The following is a 16,491-nucleotide window of genomic DNA, read 5'->3' on the forward strand; positions in this document are numbered from 1 at the left end:
GTCTCACTCATGCCTAACTTCCGCACCCTGTCTAATACTATGAAAAACTGAGGCGACAACTATCCTGACACAGGGGGAGATCTTCTCTGCGATAGAAGACCTTTCGACCAACTTTTACAAATGGTAGTGAATAGCGACCTGTTGTTGCCCATACGGATAATGTTTGCGGTTTTACTGAAATGTAATCAGCCGCATCATTACGATTTAAGAGTTCTGGTTTTTGCATGTTTTTTACCTTAATTGATTAAACATGCTTGAAGGATATCTATACCTAAAGAGTTTAGTCAGTATGAATGTTAAAAGTTTGTGGACACTAACTTATTAATCCTTTAGATTTAAAGAATTTAAAAATCATATTTGGCCGAGCGATGAAGGTAGAAAATCATTTAATTGTTAACTTAGAGGGGTTACTCAGGGAGTTTGAGGGAACGTGCAGTTCTGCTTTCTACTCTAGTGTTTCTGAAATGTTAAATGTTCTCAAAAAGAGCGAGTCAGTGAAAACTGGCGCAACAAAGTATTCGTGGGGAATTGCTACGGGAACTGGAATTCTAAGTAAATACCTAGATAAACATTTCAACCAATGTTTAGCCATTTGCGCTTGTATTGGCTTCGGAAGCGATGAGGAGATTGAACTCCCTTCAAAGGTTCTCTCATCAGAGAAAAAAGTGAAAGGCTGGGGGCTAGAAGTGGCAGAACTTAGCCAATCTGCGTGGGTAGTTAAGCGACTGGATGTTGCATCAGATTTAGAATTAATTAGGTTGGTCACTCTAATTTTACGAGATTATCTCAATAAAAAAGAAGTCACATACTGCGCATTATGCTTCCGGGTTACGAGAACTAGAAAACATTGTTGGGACCATACTTCAAACCTTCCATCATTTCATAAAAGTAAACAGATCGGAGGTTTTTTAAAAACCGATCAAAAACTCAAGAATCATCTGAGGAAAAGGGACCTTCGGGGAGCATATGGGGAAAATCCTAAGGGTAATCCAAAGGAATTAAGCTTTCTACTGGAAAACTCAAAGTGGGAAGAAAGCTGCTTAGCACTAATGCAGCTGATGCGTAAATATCTTCCAACTATATTCTTGCTCCTCGGAGACAAATTAAAAGCACCTAACGGACTACTTACTTATAAATTTCTAAAAGAGGAATATAGTTCTCTGACTGATTTTATAAACAGGGTTTATTCAAAGGAGGTATTGAGGAATACATGCGAAAAATCTCGTAGTGCTTTTTGGTTTGTAAATACACTGGCAATAGCCGAAGGGTGGTATAAAGCTGAGTTAGAAATGGAAATAAATCAATCTAAACAAAAGCGTGGTACGTTAGAGCGCAATAAACTCGTCTTTTCTTTGCGTGAGAAGGGTATGTCAGTTAGAAAAATTGCTGAGCAGGTGAGTATAAATAAATCTCGTATTCAGAAAATTCTTACTAACGAAAACAATTAAATTGAACATTTGGAAATGGTGGCCCCACCCTGACTTGAACAGGGGACCTGCCGATTCTGTTTATCCACTACTTTCGTAATGGCACGGACTATATCATCACCCTCGAATAAATCCGGTAGGGTGCTGGGCGCTAATGATGTTTTACACAGCAAGGTCGTGCTGAACCATCTAGTCTCTGAACCTTCTCTTCACGCTTGAAGAGCTTGGCTGCTGATTGGCATATGACAATGTCACTTAGCTTTCCAGCAATTCACCCAGTTTTTCCACTAAACATCTCTGTCTAGGGTCACAATTACTTATGAGTCGGATGCTCTAACCAACTGAGCTATGGGGCCATTTCCAAGGCCGTGAATTGTAGCACATATGTAGCACAAACCAATTCACTAATAATTCAATTTATTTTAAGCGATTGAATAATAACGCTTTACTTCTACTTTCTATACAACCCTTATCCGATTATGAGTCGGATGCTCTAACCAACTGAGCTATGGGGCCATATTTGAAATCGCTTGCTTGAAAACGTGAAACGTATCAATGAAAAGCGAGCGCAAGTATAAGCAGTTTTATTTGCCTTGTCACGCCTAGGGTTAGGCTTTGTGAACAGTTTGCTTTATTTTTGTTCAGCTTTACCTGCATTTGTGATGAATTTGCATTGTTATCACCTTCTTTACCTTGCACGGCCACCTCAATCCTTGACGAGCCAGCCTTATTAGCCTCACTATGATCCTTAGCAACGGGTCGTTTATTAGTTATAACCTCTGGGCGAAGGGGTCAACACCACTATACCAAGGTCCTAGCACCTTAAATTCAAACAGGAAGTACAGATAGAAATGAAAATGCACGGGCGTTTAGGTGTCATATTAGCGGTTATTTTAGGGTTGTCGGGCTGCGACAAGCTGGGCTTGAGTGAACGAGAAGTGGGCGAGATCCCATTTACGCTTACGGGCATTGAAAATAGCGCATGCCCATTAATGGTAAAAGTAGGGCCTACAAAATGGCAACTAGATTACTTTGGCTTCTACTTAACCAAACCTGAAGTGCGTATTGACGGTAAATGGCAGCGAGTATCTTTTAAGCAAACGCAGTGGCAAACCCAATCTACTGCCTTATTAAAGTTCCATACGTTATGTAGCGCGCCACAAAATGCCAATAATAAAATCATTCTAGATGTATCGGAAGGTCTATTAAAACTCGCGACCAACCTTAGGTTCACAATGGGGCTTCCCTTTGATGTAAACCATACCGACCCTCTAGCTCAAGCATCACCGTTAAATGATACCAGCATGTTTTTAAACAAACAGTCGGGGCATCGTTTCTTACGCCTGGATTTATCTCACGCGGGGGCTAACAATAAACAGTGGCAGTATCATTTGGGCAGTGCTAATTGTGAGTCTGAATCCGCTGATGCAGCGCCTGAAGCATCTTGTGCCTTTACTAACAGGGTAGAATTCATTTTACCGATGACACAGCTCGATAGCGAACTGGCACTTGAGATTTCGGTTTCAAATATACTCGCTCAGGTCGACCTTTTAGAGGCTGATAGCTGTGAATTTGGAAGCCCTGAAGCACAACCATGCAAGCAATTGCTACGTAACTTACTGAATAGACCATGGATAAAGTGGGATTAGGCTCGCGCTAAGGGCGTATTATAGACTTTCGGATACTAGAGAGGCTGCGGCTCGCGGGTCATAATAATAGCGAGCGCATGGGTTTAAGTAGAAATTAACCATGCTAAATAGTTTTTTTAATCAATGATAGATGCTTTTATACGCGCGAACGTGAATTTAAGCTTATACTTTAAGCAGAGATAATAACCTATCGCCAATAGGTTATGCTGTGCACATAGTGTCGAAATTTGCTATCTTAATAAAAATAAATGATTCCTGAACAAGGCGAACTGGCGCGGAGAGAAGAATGACAGAGAAGGCCTTCCTGATAAGCGGTAGAAATACCATTATCCATAAAATTCGAAAGTTAGATTTGCTAATAACGAACGGCGACGAAAATCCGCCCCTTATCGTTACTTATAAAGGCATCAAGCAGTACGAAGGGAAAATCCCTGAGAATAAGCGCGATGCTAAAATGATGGATATGGAACTTGTTGATATTACAACAAGCGATGTGTTTGGCGATGAAAAAACCTTAGTGTTTATTCAAACCCTAAATGGAAAAGAATATAAAATCGATTACACAAAAATCGGTACCAGTATGTTCATCAAAATCCATCAAGATAGCATTTTCTAGTTATTAGAAATTATGTGGGGTCAGCAAACCTGTCCCCAGTTATCTGCTAGCTGCGTATTAAACCCTGCTATTGGCCGTGCTTCTCCTTTAAGTTGCACATAGCGCTGTTCAAATATTGAGAATCGACAAATATCTACTGGCGTAACTTCTGATGCGTTAACACTATTTATGATACCTGCAGTTTCCAGCCCTTCGGCAATTAACTCGGAACAAAACCAACTACTGAAGTCTTCTTGGTTGTAGCTAATGCTTCCTAAAATAGGGTGGCTATCTAACGCGTCTACAGCGGAACCAAAAAGTTGTAGTACGTCATAGGCCTTGCCTTCCTGGTCAAACATGAAATTAAAAAATTCATGTTTGTTTTGCTCGAACATATCGCGAGCAGATTCACCTAATGGTAGCCACCACATGTCGCCGTCGTAGGTATGCACCCGTTCACTTAAGCGGTTAGTCATCACGCCTTTTTTACCGTCATAAACGGTGGCTTCCATAACTTGATTAAAGTACCGACCCGACGCTTCGTCACGCATTTTGGTTTGCATAACAATAGCAATGTGAGTTACGGCTGAGCGGGTGGTTAATTTTGTCCATCGAGAGAAAAGGCTGTTTCCGCCAAAAGCGATAATATCGCCTGGACGCATTTGTTCTCTAATATGATGGTATTTTTGCTGTTCTAACATGATTACCTCCTTGTCTAATGACTGAGTGATTTGTATCAAAGTGTGTGTAACCTGCGACCAGTAAGCGTTTTAGTATGGTTAATTATCGGCTTCTATCGGCCGTTTATCGCTTGGTCTCACGTAACAGAGTTTTAACCTTTTTATAGCGCGAATGTCATATTTTTTCACTAGTTTATGCACGCGAAGACAAAAGTAGTTGTCGACGCATCATTTAACTACTCTCATTTGAGGAACTTGATATGGATATGTCACGCCACGTTAGATTACCCGCTTTGTTTGGTTTTGGAATCACTCTTGCGTTGTCTGCAAGTCTAGCCAATGCAAATGGGTATCCTGAAAGCACTGAACAAGACCTTGTAGCAGTTTGCGAAGCGATAAAAGAAGATAATCGCTTAGCATTGCATAAAGCAGTAAAACGCAGTCGTATCAGTTATAAAAATTTGCACAGAGGATTAGTGTGTAACGGCGAAGATATGCTGTCTTTCGCTCAGTCACACAACGCGACGTCAACAGGCGACTATCTTGCTCGCAAAGTAAAAGCTGATAAATCAGTCTTAACGGCGAAACGTTAACGGCAACTAAATCAGACTTTATGATTGAATTTTAAATCCCTGGATTTGGAGCTACTGATTTTCAGTAGCTCTTTTTTATTTAAAAAGGGGATTAAACTATCAAGTTCATGCGTCATTCCTTTACGCTCTAAACTTTTAAGTACCAGCCTTTTAAGTACCAGCCTTCTAAGCTTGAGCCCTTTGCACATAATCTGCCTATATTCTATTTCCTTCTCTCTATTTCCTTCTCCATAAGGCTTGGAAAGAAAAACGTCGAAAAAGACCAATGTCTTACTAGCGTCATATTCGTTCAGCCGATAGACTGTTTTCGCTAAGAAGTAAGTGCTTTGTCTACTCACTTACTGGGTTTTCAGGAGAACAAGAAGTGTAATGGTTGAACTACGACAATGGATAACCGGCGCGATATTAGTACTTGGATGTTATTACCTTGGTACGTGGCTGTCTTCTTCAACAGGTTTACCCCTGCCTGGTGCGCTTACTGGCTTGCTCATTCTTTTAGCGGTGCTTTTTATCGCTCCTAAGGCCGAACCTCTTGTGGCACGTGCCGCCTCTCCTTTACTCAGTCATATGTCGGTATTGTTTGTACCTGCTGTTCTTGGCGTTAGCGCATATTGGAAGGAAATAGCAGAAAATGGGTGGGCCATAGGTATCGCGATAATTATCACTACCTGCATAAGTTTAGGTATTAGCGCTAAAATAGCAGAAAAACTACTTTCCTCACGCCATGCACACCTTTCGCAAGTACCTGCTAAAAAAGATACAGCCGAACAAGTCACCGAGCAAAAGGTAGTGAAAAAAATGGTGAGAAAGGGAAGTGACAATGATTGAAGCTATTAGACATGCCGCTACGCTTTCGGGTGTGGCGTGGCTTGCAATTACGCTACTATTTTATTGGATTGGGTTAACCATAAACCGAAAATATTACCGTTACCCGATTTCTCACCCACTTATTTTTACGGCGCTAAGTGTGGGAGTGCTCGTGTATTTGTCCAATACTGCTATGACCCATTATCAGCAATCTGCTGGTTTGTTGCATTGGTTGTTAGGCCCTGTCACCGTTGCGTTGGCACTGCCTATTTATCGACAATGGCAACGCTTGCGTCACTATGGTTTACCCTTGCTGTTAAGTATAGTGGCTGGCGGTATTGTAGCGCCTATTTTAGCTTGGGCTGCACTGTGGGCGTTTAACTCGCCAGTTAGTCTTCAACTCACTATGTTAGCCAAATCTATTACCACGCCCCTCGCCATGGAAGCATCGGCTCAAATAGGTGGAATTCCTGCTCTTGCCGCTGTGTTTGTCATTACAACCGGTGTAGTAGGCGCCATTGCCGCTACGAGTGTTTTTCGTATTTTTAAGGTAACCGATACGCAATCTCAAGGCGTTGCGCTAGGCACGGTTGCCCATGCAGTAGGAACCGCAAAATCGCTCCACATGGGCGATGAAGTGGCAGCCATGGCAACACTAGGTTTGTGCGTAAATGGCATATTTACCGCTATTATTTTGCCATTAATATTTAGTTTTCTCTCACCATCTCTTTAATTTTGACTACAATGGATAAAAAGCATTTCATTCGAAAGTGCTATTGTTAGTTTCGACGTGTCACGTCAATATATGAACCGTCAAAATTTATCGCTTCAGTTCGAAGTATTAACGCCGATACAGTGTTGATTACAACGCATTGTAATTTTCACTATTATCAAAAAGCTAGGTGGTAAGATTATTCAATGTTTTCTGTACTCGTCTGTGACGACTCGTTAGTCGCTCGAAAACAAGTTGCCAAATGTTTGCCTCAGGACTGGGAAATTGCCGTGCATTTTGCAAAGAATGGGCAGGAAGCACTCGTTGCACTCAAAGAAGGGAAAGGCGACTTACTGCTACTTGATTTGAACATGCCCATACTCGATGGTTATGGCACGTTAGAGGCAATTAAAGCGGAAGGCTTGTCGACTAAGGTCATTGTCATTTCAGGTGATATTCAACCTGAAGCTTACGATAGAGTAACGGCCTTGGGGGCATTGGATTTTATTCGTAAGCCGGTCTCACCTCAAACCCTTGCTGAAGTGCTCGATAAATTTGACATATTGCACAGCGAGCCAGAGCCCGTTGTTGAGGCTGCGCCGTTAGATCCTGATATTCGTGACTGTTACCAAGAAATAACGAATATCGCCATGGGGCAAGCCGGTGATCACTTAGCCCGTATTATGAACGTCTTCGTTCGACTTCCTATTCCTAATGTAAACCTTATTGAAGTCTCTGAATTACATATGATGCTTTCAGATATTGAAAGTCATGAGCAAGTTACTGCTGTGTGTCAGGGCTTTCTAGGGCCGGGCATCAGTGGTGAGGCCATTTGTATTTTAAGTGACTCGAGCTTTGAAGATGTGGCAAAAATTCTCAACGTTGAGGGCGAAGTGGATGATCAGCTACAGCTAGAACTATTAATGGATGCGGCCAGTATTCTTATCGGTACTTGCCTTACTGGCCTAGCAGTGCAAATGGATGTTAACTTCAGCCAAGGTCATCCCATTGTTTTAGGGCAGCACCGAGCTATTACTGAAATTATCAGTATGAATCAGATTAGATGGAAACGAACCCTCGCCATCGAGCTAAGCTATGGCTTAGAAGGTTACAATGTTCAATGTGATTTGATTTTGTTGTTTACCGAAGAGTCGATGAAAATGATGAATTCGAAACTTGCCCACCTGTTGGAGGACTTCTAATGAGCCAACAATTGGATGATATACTCGAATTCCATTGGATGATGGACATGCTTCAAACGGTTGATGTAGGCATTGTTGTGCTAAATCGACAGTTTAAAATTCAAGTCTGGAACGGCTTCATGGAAAGTCATAGTGGCATGCTGCCTAGTGATGTTCGTGATAAATCGCTTTTTGACTTATTCCCTACCATTAAAGAAGACTGGTTTACGCAAAAGTCTAAACCGGTATTTGATCTAAAAACCAGAGCCTTTATGACCTGGGAACAGCGCCCTTATTTATTTAAGTTTCCTAACTACCGGCCGATTACAGGTAGTGAGTCATTTATGTATCAAAACATCACACTGTCGCCATTAATATCGGCTACAGGAAACGTTGAATACATCAGTATGATGATTTACGACATGACAGATGTTGCGGTGGGTAAAATGCAACTTGAAGCCATACAAGTGCATATGACGGAAGCACAAGAGCGTAATCAGCTCGCCCGCTAATATTTACTTTTATCGCCACAAGTACTTGCGAACCACCCCCATTTTTTATTCGAGCTAATCAACACGTGGCCACAGTTGCACGTGTTGCCGGAGTCACTATGCGAACGTTTTTCCAGTTTCTATTCTCACCCCAACTATTGCCATTAGAGGCGAAAGCAAACGCTGTCTCTTCCACAAAGCATTTCATTTTAGTCGCTACGGTGTTTGCGTTAGCTGCGTGTGGTGGCGGAGGCGGTGATTCAGATGGCGGTAGTGGCTCTAGTAACAGTGACTTAGTGATTAACGCCGGTGACGATGCAACGGTGACCGAGGGCGCAAGTTATTCCTTGAGTGCGGTAGTGAGTGGTGGGAATGAAGAATATACTTATCGCTGGTCGGCATCGCCTTCACTGACTATCACCAACGAAGACACTAGCGATTCTGCTGCTAGTTTTGAAGCACCAAGCGTATCAAGTGCCACTGAATATACTATTACCGTAACGGTTAACGACACGGGGGGCAACGAAGCCAGTGACTTGACCATTATAACCGTGGTGCCGATTAATATTGCTCCAGAAGCAATTATTGATGTGCCCGAGTGGGATGGTTTAGACGCAAATAATTTCCCTGGCGGCGTAGAAGTTATTTTTGATGGCAGTAGCAGTACCGATGACGACGCTACAGACGAGAGCGCGTCCATCTCTGATTACAGCTGGACGCAAACCGATGGTACTAACGTTATTACGGGGGAAGAAACCAATTTATCAACTCTTACCATAGTGACGCCTATTGCAAATGATGCGCAGACCTTGAGTTTCGAACTAACTGTAACCGACAGTGAAGGCACCACCGACACAGAATCTGTGACTATTTTTGTTCAGTCGGAGTCAGATACGCTTCCCGTCGTTGACGCAGGTTCCTCACAAGGCGTATTCAGCGGTGAAACGATTGTACTAGATGGCGATGCCAGCACCAGTATTCCAAGCGCATTACCCCTGACCTACGATTGGGAGCGCAGCAATAACGTCTCTTCAATAACCTTACCTGCTAATGCGGCAGATGCAGCTACCTTAAGCCAAAACGTAGACATACAAGCAATCGATGATGAAGATGACTTATCGACGTTTGCTATCGCGCCTGCGGTAACTGAATATACTGTAGTGGCTTACACATTAACCGTGACCGATGCCAACGGTAATCAAGTAGAAGATACAATTAATGTGGGTGTACGCCCCATGCCGACTCCTTTAATGAATGATACTGGCGTGTTGCAGCAAGCAACTGATAATGCGCTGACTGAAGCGCAACAAAACGAGTGGCCGGGTCAAGATGGTCAACGAGGCGCTGATATTGTTGAACAAAATGGATTAATTGAGAAAGCCGGACGTGGTAAAGCGGGCTTCGATTATACCCGCTTAAATGCCAATGGTGATGAACAGGATGCCAGTGCAGATACGTGGTCATGCGTACGCGACAACGTAACGGGCTTAGTGTGGGAAGTTAAAACCGACGACGGTACACTGCAAGATAAAGACTACACTTATTCATGGTATAGCGACGATGTTAATGGCGGCTATGAAGGTGATTTAAGCGGCAGAGATACGGTTTGTTCACTGACCAACTGCAACACACAAGCTTATGTGACAGCGCTAAACGCTCAAGGATTATGCGGTTTTTACGATTGGCGTATGCCCACCCATCAAGAGCTTTTCTCGCTCATGCATTTAGGTATCTCTGATAGTATGACCATTGATGAAGACTACTTTCCGTATACTGGCGTACTTTCAGCAAACCCAGTGTGGTACTGGACTTCTGTACCAAGCGCCGACGGTGTAAACAGCGACGATGCACAAAATGCATGGGCGCTGGATTTCGATTCTGGGGTAGATAATTTCTTAAATAAATCCTCGGCGGCAAAAGTACGCTTAGTAAGAGCGGGGAGATAATCATGAAAACATTTGCACCTTTATTAGCACCGATAGCAGCATCATTGATGTTAATTTCTACGACTCTTTCGGCACAAACCTGTTTGTCCGATGGGCTTGAAACCACACCTGATGAAGACTTTACCACTATTACCAGTAGTACGGTGTTGCATGAGCCTACCGACTTGGTGTGGGAGCGGTGTGCAGAAGGGCAAACATGGGATGGGTCTACCTGTGATGGCGAAGCTGTGAAGTACACATGGCAGCAAGCATTGAAGTTAGCGCAAGCGGCCAGTGATGAAGACTTATTAGGTTGGCGACTTCCTAATGTTAAGGAACTTGCCACCATTGTTGAGCGTGACTGTGTACGCCCCGCTGTAAATAGCACCATGTTCCCAGAAACGCCGCCAGATGACTTTTGGACATCTACCCCTTCGGTTGATGACCCCGATAGGGCGTGGGTAGTGGCTTTCTTCAATGCGAGCCATTCAATTAAAGAGAAAGATCGCTTTATTTACGTAAGATTGGTGCGAACGTACACAAACGATTAGCGAATATGCGCCAATCTTCAATTTATACTTTAGGCTAATGCTAAGGTTGTATGGTAGGAAATATGAAAGCGCGCACTTATAATGCGCGCTTTTCTTATTGCTAGCAGGCATCCATGTTGACCTTGATACTTCACCCTGATTTTTCGCAGTTTAGACTCATGTCGCCTTCCTATTTGCGTGTAAGCTAGCCACAATACTCCCATGAAATATTTTGAACGCCTTTTACTAGGTATTGTAAGCACAGTGCTATTTGCTGGATGGATTAAACCAGCCTCGGCAGAAATCTCGTGCAACATTGATTTTGCGTATGGCTTAGCGGTTAACGACACTCAACTTCGCGTTATGGAAAAGTCTCGCACGCGGGTGCAAATTAACGATCAAACTCAACTTTTTATCGATGGTCGTTGGCAAACCCTTACCGCTGAGCAAAGCGAGTGGTTAGGAGAGTATGCGCATGGCCTACATTATGTGGTGCCCAAAATGATAGTGTTGGCTACCGAGGGTGTCGACCTGGCAGTAGATACTATTGAAAGTGTTTACTTGGGTTTAGTAGGAAGCGACCACGATAGCTACGAGCGCTTAAATAGCGCCATGAAGCGAGTGAAGGTAAGAGTTAAAGATAAGTTTAGGCACGCAAGCAATCACTATTTCATTGGCCCAGGATCGTTAGAAAGTGTGGATGATTTTGTTGATAGTGAAATTGAAGCCCAATTGGAAGAGGCTATTTCCACCTCGGTAGGTGGTATTTTGTCGGCGATTAGCGGGATCAATACCAATAGTGATGAAGTGAACAGCGAGAAAGTGGCTGAAATTACCCGTCAGTTAGGCACGGTAGGCGAACAGCTTGAAAGAGATATGAACAGCAAAGCGACCAGCCTACGAAATAAAGCAGAGTGGATTTGTAACAAGCTAAAACGATTAGATGTTGCTGAAGAAAAGCTTCGCACTTCAATTCCTGCACTGCAACCGTATAATCTGATTACTTCCCATTCTCCAGAAGAGACTGAGTAGTAGCTAGCTTTGCACTAATCTCTGATAATTCAAGCCAACCAATCTCAATACCACCTATACGAAGCAAGACAGCAAAGTATTCAGGTAACGTCTGCCTTTGGCGGTGACCTGCCAATGGGTATCGGTGATATCCAGCAGTCCTTTTGCCTGTGCATCATCCAATGCATCTTGATATTCTTTCGTTAATTCAACACCGGTTAATGCAGGGTAATCCTCGATAGGGCAGGGCTCTACCAATCTAAAGCGGTTCATGAAGAATTCAAAAGGTAAGTCTTCAGCAGGTACTTGAGTTTCAGTATCTAAATAAGGACGGCTTATTTCCATATAGCCACGAGGGTGCTTAATTTTAACCGTGCGCGTAATCGTGCCCGTGGGGATATCTGTAATTTTTCCGTGTGCACCGCAGCCTATTCCTAAGTAATCCCCAAAGCGCCAGTAGTTAAGGTTATGCTGGCACTGATGCCCCGCTTTTGCGTAAGCAGAAATCTCATATTGCTCGTACCCAGCAGCTTTTAAACGGGCATGCCCCTGTTCTTGAATGTCCCATAAAATATCATCATCGGGTAACTCAGGGGGACGTGAATAAAAAGGTGTATTGGGTTCAATCGTTAGCTGATACCACGACAAATGATAGGGTGACAACGCCAGTGCTTTGTCTACATCAGACATGGCATTTTCAACACTTTGCTCAGGCAAGCCGTGCATTAAATCAAGGTTAAATGTAGGTAGCCCAGCGCTGTGTGCCTGATTAATCGCTTCTATGGCTTGGGTATCGTCATGAATGCGGCCAAGTACCTTTAAGTGGGCTGGCTGAAAGCTTTGTATACCTACTGAAATGCGGTTGATACCCGCTTGATAGAAGCCAGCGAAACGGCCACTTTCCACCGTGCCAGGGTTGGCTTCCATAGTGATTTCGGCATTATCTGCCAAGTTCACGCGCTCGCGAATGCCTTTAACTAGGTCGCTAATCGCCTCGGCTGAAAATAAGCTAGGTGTGCCACCGCCTATGAAAATAGTTTCAACGGTCCTATCGCCTATGCGCTTAGCATCTATGGCTAAGTCATCAAGCAGATGAGCGACATACTCTTTTTCGGGCAATGCCGACTTTAAGCCGTGTGAATTAAAATCGCAATATGGGCATTTTTGTACGCACCAAGGAATATGCACATACAAACTTAGTGGAGGATTACGCAAAGGTGTTTCTCATCGTTTCTAATAGTATAGCCAGTGCGTTTCCGCGGTGACTAATACGGTTCTTTTCAGCTTTATCTAACTGTGCGGCTGTGCAGTTGTGAGATGGCACATTGAAAACAGGATCGTAACCAAAGCCGCCATCGCCTTCACGAGATTTAAGAATTTCACCTTCCCACTTACCTTGGCTAACGAGTGGGACAGGGTCACCTGCGTGACGCATGAATACCAGTGTGCAAAAGAAGTGGGCTTTGCGGTTATCAGAACCTGCTAACTCACTTAAAAGCTTGTCGATATTGTCGCTGTCGGTAGCATTAACTCCAGCAAAACGGGCTGAATAAATACCTGGCGCGCCACCCAGGGCGTCGACCACTAAGCCCGAATCGTCAGCAATAGCGGGTAAACCTGTAACCTTGGCAGCATGTCGCGCTTTAATAATGGCGTTCTCAACAAAGGTAGTGCCCGTTTCAGGCACGTCTTCCACGCCCAATTCTTTTTGCGCGATGACATCTACACCGTACTCAGCAAACAAGCTGGTGAATTCACGCACCTTGCCCTGATTACCAGACGCAAGCACTATCTTTTGAGGAAAAGTCATAAAAATACCTTAACAAATTTAATTCAGTTTTAGCTGGCGCTGGCTAAGCTAAGCAGGAGACCTAACTACCCCGTAACCACGCGGTGAATACATCCCTGTACGCCCTTCTTTTGCATGTAGGCCGCATCCATGCGGCAGAGGGGTTACTGTGCAGTTAGTTCTCCTACTTGCTAGCCTGTGTCGCTAATATTGCAGTTTTAATCGCGATTTATTTAATAGCTTGTGTAGCAGATTAAGAGCAACTTAATAAGGCACCGTTTTTAAAAAACTTTGAATGGCTAAAGGTGGTTTATACCTGCCGGTTTCGCAGATTGCCCTGAATTGGGAGAAAGCTTGCGCAGCCAATACACCTGATTGGCCGCGCTAACCGTGCCATCGCTAACCGTGCCATCGCCAACCTCGTCATCAACTAGCACGCAAATGGCCGCATCACTTATCCCCGCGTCAGGTTATCGCGTTAGCGCTTCTTCGTGCGATTCTTAATTTTTGGTTTCGCTTTGGACTTGGCTTTTGCTTTGTCTTTCGCCGTTAGCTTTTTCTTTCTTGGGCCAATTTTGGGGGCTTTATTTTGCGGACGAAGTTCAGCGATAACCCGGGCTTTGATTGGTTCTTCGGTGTAGCGCGCTGCTTTGGTGATAAATTCAAAGTCGTGGGCTTCTATCAAAGATATCGCAGTGCCTTTGGCGCCAGCACGGCCGGTACGTCCAATTCGGTGAACATAAACGTCGGCTTTACGTGGCATATCGAAGTTAATAACATGGCTAACTTCAGGTACATCAATGCCTCGCGCGGCTACGTCGGTAGCTAAGAGTACCGGCACTTCGCCACTTTTAAAGCGCGTTAAGGCAGCCATACGTTTATCTTGTGGCATTTCGCCTTGTAACCAGCACACCATAATATCTTGCGATGCTAAATAGTCTTTAAGCATTTGCAGGCGTTCGCGGGTTTTAACGAATACAACCGTGGTAGTCGCTTGTTCTTTTAATATATGAACGAGCAATGCCTTTTTATGGTTTAAGTCATCAGCTAAGTGATACCACTGGTGAATTTTGTTCTTTTCTTTGCGTGATGGAAAGGCTTCAATCACTTCAGGATTTTGCAGAATGTCTTTGGCAAACTGACTTACACCGCCGCCTTCCAATGTGGCAGAAAATAGCATGTTCTGTTTGCGCCAGCGTGCTTCACTCGCAATCTGGTTCACAATAGTGCGGAAACCCATGTCTAGCATGCGATCGGCTTCATCAAGAATAAGGCACTCGATGTCTCGACAATCGGCCATTTCATTTTGAATATGCTCGAATAGACGCCCTGGAGTCGCCACCAAAATATCGATGCTTTGGCTAAGGGTTTCTCTGTCGGTACCGTAGTTAATGCCACCGGTGATCACACCGCTAACAATGTCAGTGTGCTTGGTTAACTCTACGGCTTGTTCATACACCTGCAGCGCGAGTTCGCGGGTAGGGGTAAGAATAAGAATACGGGTTGAACCGGGTTGTTTACGCGGGTAGTCGAGTAAAAACTGACAAACCGGTAACAAGAACGCAGCGGTTTTACCCGTGCCAGTAGGCGCAGACGCTAAAATGTCGCGCCCGTCCATTGCATGAGGGATAACCAAAGATTGTACGCTGGTGGGGCTCTCGTAGCCCATATCCGCCACCGCGTGGCAGAGTTCTTCGTCTAATTCGAGATCTTCGAAAGTCATAGTATAAAACGCTCATATTGAATGGGGCGTATTGTAGCATTTATGGTACAAAACGTAGAAAAAAAACACGTAATAGGTAATTTACCGACGTGTTTTGTGTGAGCTCTTTATAAAAGCTCATTTTTAAAACGCACTTGCCAGTGCGCCTTATCAAAGTAGTGCGCTTATTTTTTCCAATTTAGCGTTGTTCAGGGCTTCACGAATTTCTGGGCCTTTAAATCCTTGAGCAATAATGTGCTGAACATCCACGGCATTGGCTGCCACTAAGGCTTGAGTTATCAACGCTTCGCGCTCTGGCCAATGTAATGAACTCATAGCGCCGGCCTGCGCTAAATCAGAGGGTTGCATTGCAATTGGTTGCAGGGCATTAAGGAAAAGCCTAAAGCGCTCAGGTCGTCGCCATGCATCGGTTTTATTAAACACTGTTAACAGCGTGTCGGCGTCTAGTTTGTCGCAATTAAGAAGTGATGTTTTATGCGCGCTTACCATTTCAGCAATGTCGCTTACCGTATTTTGCACTTTTAATCGTTTACACATCTGCTGAACGTCATTGAGTGATAAGCCTGAACAAAGCGCTGCAAAACGAACTTCTATTGGCGCAGACGGACTGGCGTCTTGTTCTTGTGGTTGAGAGTGCGTTTGCCTTTGAATTTGTTTGAGCGTTTGAATGGCAGTGTTAAAAGCGCTTTCAGACTGACTAAGTTCTGCAAACCAGTCGTCTAAGCCGTTGCACGCTTTTAAAGTTTTGAAAAATACCTCGGGCGTGGCTTCAAGTAAACTTCGCTTGGTTTCTTGCCATACTCTCTCTGCACTTAGGCTAGTTAATTCACCAGACTTGGCCATGTCGGTCATCAGGCTTAGGGTTTCTTCAGCAATGGTGAATCCTAAGTAGGCATAGCGGGTGGCGAAACGGGCAACGCGAAATACCCGCAGAGGGTCTTCACTGAACGCTTCAGAAACATGACGAAGTATTTTTTGCTGTAAGTCTTTTTGCCCATGATAGGGATCGATAAGTTCGCCGTCTTGATCTCGGGCAATGGCATTTACCGTTAAGTCGCGGCGTTTTAAATCCTCTTCTAACGTGACCGACGTAGAAGCATCGCACTCAAAGCCTGTATAACCGCTGCCCATTTTACGTTCGGTACGGGCAAGTGCGTATTCTTCTGAGGTTTTGGGGTGTAAAAATACAGGAAAGTCTTTACCGACTTGCGTAAAGCCTTTAGCTAGCATTTGCGCTGGTGTTGCTCCTACCACAACATAATCACGTTCGGTAACGGTTCTTCCCAAAAGGGTGTCGCGTACCGCGCCGCCAACTAAATAAACCTGCATGTAACCTCTATTTTAAAATTTAACTCAGCCAATAGTTATTATTACAGAA

General features: G+C 44.1%; 18 protein-coding genes. 11 read left to right on the forward strand and 7 right to left on the reverse strand.

Annotated features, from left to right (window positions below; translation table 11 throughout):
• Positions 1–37 precede the first annotated feature (37 nt).
• Positions 38–226, reverse strand: coding sequence for a helix-turn-helix domain-containing protein (locus tag J5X92_RS00005; protein ID WP_208804138.1), 189 nt, complete (start codon positions 224–226; stop codon positions 38–40).
• Between the two features lie 142 nt (positions 227–368).
• On the opposite strand from J5X92_RS00005, the gene J5X92_RS00010 reads away from it, so the two are divergent.
• The 3 genes from J5X92_RS00010 (at position 369) to J5X92_RS00020 (ending at position 3,692) form a co-directional block, all read left to right on the forward strand.
• On the forward strand, positions 369–1,448 hold the full coding sequence (locus tag J5X92_RS00010) for a hypothetical protein (protein WP_208804140.1): 1,080 nt from the start codon (positions 369–371) through the stop codon (positions 1,446–1,448).
• Between the two features lie 830 nt (positions 1,449–2,278).
• On the forward strand, positions 2,279–3,076 hold the full coding sequence (locus tag J5X92_RS00015) for an MbnP family protein (RefSeq protein WP_208804142.1): 798 nt from the start codon (positions 2,279–2,281) through the stop codon (positions 3,074–3,076).
• A 286-nt stretch (positions 3,077–3,362) separates the two neighbouring features.
• Positions 3,363–3,692: a hypothetical protein gene (locus J5X92_RS00020; protein ID WP_208804145.1), complete on the forward strand. Its 330-nt coding sequence runs from the start codon at positions 3,363–3,365 to the stop codon at positions 3,690–3,692.
• A 20-nt stretch (positions 3,693–3,712) separates the two neighbouring features.
• On the opposite strand, the gene J5X92_RS00025 is transcribed toward J5X92_RS00020, so the two are convergent.
• Positions 3,713–4,372 carry a hypothetical protein gene (locus J5X92_RS00025; protein ID WP_013785268.1) on the reverse strand — a complete coding sequence of 220 codons (660 nt, stop codon included), beginning with the start codon at positions 4,370–4,372 and terminating at the stop codon, positions 3,713–3,715.
• Positions 4,373–4,611: 239 nt separating this feature from the next.
• Here J5X92_RS00025 and J5X92_RS00030 point away from each other — a divergent pair, with 239 nt between their 5' ends.
• The 8 genes from J5X92_RS00030 (at position 4,612) to J5X92_RS00065 (ending at position 11,622) form a co-directional block, all read left to right on the forward strand.
• Positions 4,612–4,944, forward strand: a complete 333-nt coding sequence (locus tag J5X92_RS00030) for a DUF3718 domain-containing protein (RefSeq protein ID WP_013785267.1) — start codon at positions 4,612–4,614, stop codon at positions 4,942–4,944.
• 369 nt (positions 4,945–5,313) lie between these two features.
• The gene (locus tag J5X92_RS00035) at positions 5,314–5,772 is read left to right on the forward strand and encodes a CidA/LrgA family protein (protein ID WP_013785265.1); all 459 of its coding nucleotides are present in this window, start codon (positions 5,314–5,316) and stop codon (positions 5,770–5,772) included.
• Positions 5,765–6,484 (forward strand): LrgB family protein, encoded by a 720-nt coding sequence (locus J5X92_RS00040; RefSeq protein ID WP_013785264.1) that lies wholly within the window; start codon positions 5,765–5,767, stop codon positions 6,482–6,484. The genes J5X92_RS00035 and J5X92_RS00040 overlap by 8 nt, the downstream gene beginning before the upstream one ends.
• A 185-nt stretch (positions 6,485–6,669) precedes the next feature.
• Positions 6,670–7,665 carry a response regulator gene (locus J5X92_RS00045; protein WP_013785263.1) on the forward strand — a complete coding sequence of 332 codons (996 nt, stop codon included), beginning with the start codon at positions 6,670–6,672 and terminating at the stop codon, positions 7,663–7,665.
• Positions 7,665–8,156 carry a PAS domain-containing protein gene (locus J5X92_RS00050; RefSeq protein ID WP_208804147.1) on the forward strand — a complete coding sequence of 164 codons (492 nt, stop codon included), beginning with the start codon at positions 7,665–7,667 and terminating at the stop codon, positions 8,154–8,156. The genes J5X92_RS00045 and J5X92_RS00050 overlap by 1 nt, the downstream gene beginning before the upstream one ends.
• A gap of 98 nt (positions 8,157–8,254) precedes the next feature.
• Entirely contained in the window at positions 8,255–10,081 is a 1,827-nt protein-coding gene (locus J5X92_RS00055; RefSeq protein WP_013785261.1) for a DUF1566 domain-containing protein, read from the forward strand.
• Between the two features lie 2 nt (positions 10,082–10,083).
• Positions 10,084–10,611 carry a DUF1566 domain-containing protein gene (locus tag J5X92_RS00060; RefSeq protein WP_013785260.1) on the forward strand — a complete coding sequence of 176 codons (528 nt, stop codon included), beginning with the start codon at positions 10,084–10,086 and terminating at the stop codon, positions 10,609–10,611.
• A 201-nt stretch (positions 10,612–10,812) separates the two neighbouring features.
• Positions 10,813–11,622, forward strand: a complete 810-nt coding sequence (locus J5X92_RS00065; protein ID WP_208804149.1) for a YggN family protein — start codon at positions 10,813–10,815, stop codon at positions 11,620–11,622.
• Positions 11,623–11,676: 54 nt separating this feature from the next.
• On the opposite strand, the gene hemW is transcribed toward J5X92_RS00065, so the two are convergent.
• The 5 genes from hemW to J5X92_RS00090 form a co-directional block, all read right to left on the reverse strand.
• Complete coding sequence (hemW, locus tag J5X92_RS00070; RefSeq protein WP_208804151.1) at positions 11,677–12,816, reverse strand: radical SAM family heme chaperone HemW; 1,140 nt, start codon at positions 12,814–12,816, stop codon at positions 11,677–11,679.
• A complete protein-coding gene (locus tag J5X92_RS00075) occupies positions 12,809–13,411 on the reverse strand; it encodes an XTP/dITP diphosphatase (protein ID WP_013785257.1) in 603 nt (200 codons plus the stop codon). The genes hemW and J5X92_RS00075 overlap by 8 nt, the downstream gene beginning before the upstream one ends.
• Positions 13,412–13,689: 278 nt before the next feature.
• A complete protein-coding gene (locus J5X92_RS00080) occupies positions 13,690–13,827 on the reverse strand; it encodes a hypothetical protein (protein WP_185864142.1) in 138 nt (45 codons plus the stop codon).
• Between the two features lie 41 nt (positions 13,828–13,868).
• On the reverse strand, positions 13,869–15,113 hold the full coding sequence (srmB, locus tag J5X92_RS00085) for an ATP-dependent RNA helicase SrmB (RefSeq protein ID WP_126872056.1): 1,245 nt from the start codon (positions 15,111–15,113) through the stop codon (positions 13,869–13,871).
• A gap of 150 nt (positions 15,114–15,263) precedes the next feature.
• On the reverse strand, positions 15,264–16,442 hold the full coding sequence (locus J5X92_RS00090; protein ID WP_208804153.1) for a multifunctional CCA addition/repair protein: 1,179 nt from the start codon (positions 16,440–16,442) through the stop codon (positions 15,264–15,266).
• Positions 16,443–16,491 lie beyond the last annotated feature (49 nt).

It is taken from the genome of Alteromonas sp. K632G, assembly GCF_017653625.1.
Classification (GTDB): domain Bacteria; phylum Pseudomonadota; class Gammaproteobacteria; order Enterobacterales; family Alteromonadaceae; genus Alteromonas; species Alteromonas naphthalenivorans.